We start from the raw sequence: 4,254 nt of genomic DNA, 5'->3' as shown, positions 1-4,254 counted from the left end.
GGATCCACCGCCGTCGTCACGCTCGAGCCCTGCGCCCACACGGGCCGCACGGGACCCTGCGCGGTCGCGCTCGTCGAGGCCGGGGTCGCGCGCGTCGCCTACGCCGTCGCCGACCCGGGCGCCCTGTCCTCCGGAGGCGCGGACCGGCTCCGCGCCGCGGGCGTCGAGGTCGTGCCCGGCGTGCTCGCCGACGAGGCAGCCGCGTTCCTGCGGGTGTGGCTCGGATCCGCATCGCTCGGCCGACCGTTCGTCACGGCGAAGTGGGCCTCCAGCCTCGACGGGCGCATCGCCGCCGCCGACGGCACGAGCCGCTGGATCACCGGGCCCGCCGCCCGGGAGGACGTGCACCGGCGCCGCTCCGAGGCCGACGCGATCCTCGTGGGCACCGGGACCGTGCTCGCCGACGACCCCGCGCTCACCGCCCGGCGGCCCGACGGGATCCCGTACCCGCACCAGCCCGCGCCCGTCGTGCTCGGCGACCGCGCGATCCCCGACGACGCGGCCGTGCACCGCCACCCGCGCCGGCTGATCCGCATCGCCGGCCACGACCCCGCCTCCGCGCTCGAGGAGCTCGGCCGCCGCGGGATCCGGCACGTGTTCGTGGAGGGCGGCCCCACGATCGTCTCCGCGCTCATCGCGGCCGGGCTCGTGGACGAGGTGGTCGCCTACCTCGCGCCCGTCCTCCTCGGCGGCCCCCGCACCGCGACCGGCGACCTCGGCGTGCCGAGCATGCCGGCCGCCCACCGACTCACCCTCATCAGCACGACACGGCTCGGGGACGACCTCCTCGTGACCGCGCGACCCACCACGGAAGGCCAGTGATGTTCACAGGGATCATCGAGGAGCGCGGACGCGTCCTCGCGCTCGACGCCGAGGGCGACTCCGCCCGGATCACGGTGGAGGCGCCGCTCGCGGTGTCCGACGCCCGGCACGGCGACTCCATCAGCGTCGACGGCGTGTGCCTCACGGTCGTCGCGCAGACGGCGGAGGGCTTCACCGCCGACGTCATGCGGCAGACGCTCGTGATGAGCTCGCTCGGCCGGCTCGGCGTGGGCGACCGCGTCAACCTCGAGCGCGCCGCGCGCGTGGGCGACCGGCTCGGCGGTCACATCGTCCAGGGCCACGTCGACGGCACGGGGCGCCTGCTGGCGACCACGCCGGGCGAGGCGTGGCGGATCCTCCGCTTCTCGCTGCCCGCCGACCTCGCGCCCCTCGTGGTGGACCGCGGATCCATCACGGTGCAGGGCGTGAGCCTCACCGTGAGCGCGGTCAGCCCGACCGACACACCGGATGAGGACGCGTGGTTCGAGGTGTCGCTCATCCCCGAGACGCTCAGCGCCACGACTCTCGGCGCGCTGGGGATCGGCGACGAGGTGAACCTCGAGACCGACGTGCTCGCGCGGCACGTGCAGCGGATGCTCGCGCTCGACGCGCGCGACGACCGGACGGAGGCGCGCGCGTGAGCCTCGCCGACATCCCCGCCGCCCTGCAGGAGCTGCGCGCCGGACGCCCCGTGATCGTCGTCGACGACGAGGGGCGCGAGAACGAGGGCGACGTGCTGCTCGCCGCCGAGTCCGCCTCGCCCGAGTGGATCGCCTGGCTCGTGAAGCACTCGTCCGGCTTCATCTGCGCGCCCATGACCAACGAGATCGCCGACCGGCTGGAGCTGCCGCTCATGGTGGCCGACAACCGGGATCCGCGCGGCACCGCGTACACGGTCTCGGTGGACGCGGCCGACCGGCTCTCCACCGGGATCAGCGCCTCCGACCGGGCGCACACCCTGCGCGTGCTCGCCGACCTCGGCAGCGTGCCGACGAGCCTGCACCGGCCCGGCCACATCCTGCCGCTGCGCGCCGTGGACGGCGGCGTGCGCGAGCGCGACGGCCACACCGAGGCCGCGGTCGACATGCTCACGCTCGCGGGCCTCACGCCCGTCGGCGCGATCAGCGAGATCGTGCAGGACGACGGAGAGATGATGCGCCTCCCCGGCCTCCTCGCGCTCGGCGAGCAGGAGGGCGTGCTGGTCGTGACCATCGAGGCGCTCAAGGCGCACCTCGAGGAGTTCCACTGCGACCGGCCGCTCGAGCCCGCCGTCGAGATCCCCGAGGCGTCGCGGGTGATCTTCGAGGTCGAGACGACCGTGCCGACCACGCACGGCACGGTGAGGCTGCGCGCCTACCGCGACCGCACGACGGGCGCCGACCACGTGGCGATCGTCGCCGGCGAGCCGCGCGCGCACGGGACCCTGGTGCGCGTGCACTCGGAGTGCCTGACGGGCGAGGCGCTCGGATCCCTCAAGTGCGAGTGCGGGCCGCAGCTCGACGCGGCGCTCGACGAGATCCAGCGGGACGGCGGCGTCGTCGTGTACCTGCGCGGGCACGAGGGGCGCGGGATCGGCCTCGTCAACAAGCTGCGCGCGTACCGGCTGCAGGAGGACGGCTTCGACACGCTCGACGCCAACGTCGCCCTGGGCCTCCCGGCGGACGCGCGCGACTACGGCGCGGCGTCGGCGATCCTGCAGGAGATGGGGATCGAGGACGTGCGCCTGCTCACGAACAACCCCGAGAAGGTGCGGCAGCTCGAGGCGCACGGCGTGGAGGTGACCGAGCGCGTGCCGCTCGTGGTCGGCGTCAACGCCGTGAACGCGGGCTACCTCGAGACGAAGCGCGACCGCATGGGGCACCGGATGGTGCTCGACACCGACATGCACATCGGATCCGACGCCTACCCGGACGCCCAGGCGCCCGACGGACTGCGGACCACCACGGCCGGCCCGGCCACCACGACCACCACCACCCCCGAGGAGGAGACCGCATGAGCGGACACGGAGCACCCGAGATCGACCCCACCGCGCTCGACGGGACGGGCCTCCGGGTCACCGTCGTCGCCGGACGCTGGCACGACGAGATCAGCGCGGGCCTGCTCGCGGGCGCCCAGCGCGTGCTCGACGCGGCCGGCGTCACCACCACCGTGATCCGCGTCCCCGGCAGCTTCGAGCTGCCCGTGGTCGCACGCGCGGCGCTCGACGCGGGGGCCGACGCGGTCGTCGCGCTCGGCGTGATCATCCGCGGCGGCACCCCGCACTTCGAGTACGTCTCCGACGCGGCGACGTCCGGCCTCACGCAGGCGTCGCTCCTCACGGGGAAGCCGATCGGCTTCGGGCTGCTCACGCTCGACGACGAGCAGCAGGGCCTCGACCGGGCGGGGCTCCCGGGCTCGAAGGAGGACAAGGGAGCCGAGGCGGCGGAGGCCGCCGTGACGACGGCGCTGCTGCTGAAGGGGATCCGCGGCTGATCCGCCGCCGCCGTCCTCCGCTTTGATATCGAGAACGGGTATCAGTAGGGTCGTGCGGAGCGCTCGCGGAACGTCCGTCGGCGCGGGGACGGAGGCCAGGTGGACCCGGCGCTCGACGTCCGCTCCCTCTCGATCTCGATCGACCGGATGCCGCTCGTGCACGACGTGGACCTCCGGGTCGGCGCGGGCGAGCGCGTCGCGCTGGTCGGCGCATCCGGGTCGGGCAAGTCGCTCACGGCGCAGGCCGTGCTCGGGACGCTGCCGGCCGGATCCCGGGTGCACGGTGTCGTCGAGCTCGGCGGACACGCGGTCGGCGCGGGCTCGCCGCGCCAGCGCCTCGGCCGCGTCGCCGCCGTGCAGCAGGACTCGCTCGCCGCGCTGAACCCGCTCGTCACGGTGGGCGCCCACCTCGTCGCGACGCTGCGGGCGGCCCGGGCTCGCGGATCCGCCGCCGACGGCGGGCTCCTCACCCGACAGGACGCGCGGCGCGAGGTGGTCGCGCTCCTCGCCGAGGTGGGCATCGAGGATCCCGACGGCGTGCTGCCCGCCTTCGCCGCCGAGCTGTCGGGCGGCCAGCGCCAGCGCGTGTGCCTCGCGCTCGCCCTCCTCTGCCGCCCCGACCTGCTCCTCGCGGACGAGCCGACGACCGCGCTCGACGTCGTGACGCAGGCGCGCGTGGTCGACGTGATCCGCCGCCGCCTCGACGCCACAGGGCAGGCGCTCCTCTTCATCACGCACGACCTCGCGGTGGCCGCGGCGCTGTGCGACCGGGTCGTGGTGCTCGAGGCCGGCCGCGTGGTCGAGGCCGGGTCCATGCGCGACCTCGTGCGCCGACCGCGGCACGCGTACAGCCGGGCCCTCGTGGCGGCGGCGTCCCGGCGCCTGCCCGGTGGATCCGCGGACCGGCTCCCGTCCGCGGGCCCTGCCGCGGCGTCGGCCCCGCTCGGCGCGGCGGCGGCG

The 4,254-nt window shown here is 75.5% G+C and carries 5 protein-coding genes; all 5 read left to right on the top strand.

Features of this window, described 5'->3' with window-relative positions; genetic code table 11:
- Positions 1-822, top strand: an 822-nt coding sequence (gene ribD / locus DZG00_RS12855) for a bifunctional diaminohydroxyphosphoribosylaminopyrimidine deaminase/5-amino-6-(5-phosphoribosylamino)uracil reductase RibD (RefSeq protein ID WP_119455692.1), incomplete at its 5' end; no start/stop codon positions are given.
- Positions 822-1,463 (top strand): riboflavin synthase, encoded by a 642-nt coding sequence (locus tag DZG00_RS12850; protein WP_119382959.1) that lies wholly within the window; start codon positions 822-824, stop codon positions 1,461-1,463. The genes ribD and DZG00_RS12850, both read left to right, overlap by 1 nt.
- Positions 1,460-2,818: a GTP cyclohydrolase II gene (gene ribA / locus DZG00_RS12845; RefSeq protein ID WP_119382958.1), complete on the top strand. Its 1,359-nt coding sequence runs from the start codon at positions 1,460-1,462 to the stop codon at positions 2,816-2,818. The genes DZG00_RS12850 and ribA overlap by 4 nt, the downstream gene beginning before the upstream one ends.
- On the top strand, positions 2,815-3,294 hold the full coding sequence (ribH, locus tag DZG00_RS12840) for a 6,7-dimethyl-8-ribityllumazine synthase (protein WP_119455691.1): 480 nt from the start codon (positions 2,815-2,817) through the stop codon (positions 3,292-3,294). Before ribA ends, ribH begins: the two co-directional genes overlap by 4 nt.
- Positions 3,295-3,393: 99 nt before the next feature.
- The coding region (locus DZG00_RS12835) for an ATP-binding cassette domain-containing protein (RefSeq protein WP_147360000.1) at positions 3,394-4,254 on the top strand (861 nt) is incomplete at its 3' end.

This window comes from Clavibacter lycopersici (assembly GCF_003576405.1).
Classification (GTDB): domain Bacteria; phylum Actinomycetota; class Actinomycetes; order Actinomycetales; family Microbacteriaceae; genus Clavibacter; species Clavibacter lycopersici.
The sequence above is the reverse complement of the archived record's forward strand: the minus strand, read 5'-3'. Positions and strand labels throughout refer to the sequence as shown.

Coding starts and splice junctions, on each gene's coding strand:
- DZG00_RS12850 (WP_119382959.1), top strand. CDS start 822: ATGTTCACAGGGATCATCGAGGAGCGCGGACGCGTCCTCGCGCTCGAC.
- ribH (WP_119455691.1), top strand. CDS start 2,815: ATGAGCGGACACGGAGCACCCGAGATCGACCCCACCGCGCTCGACGGG.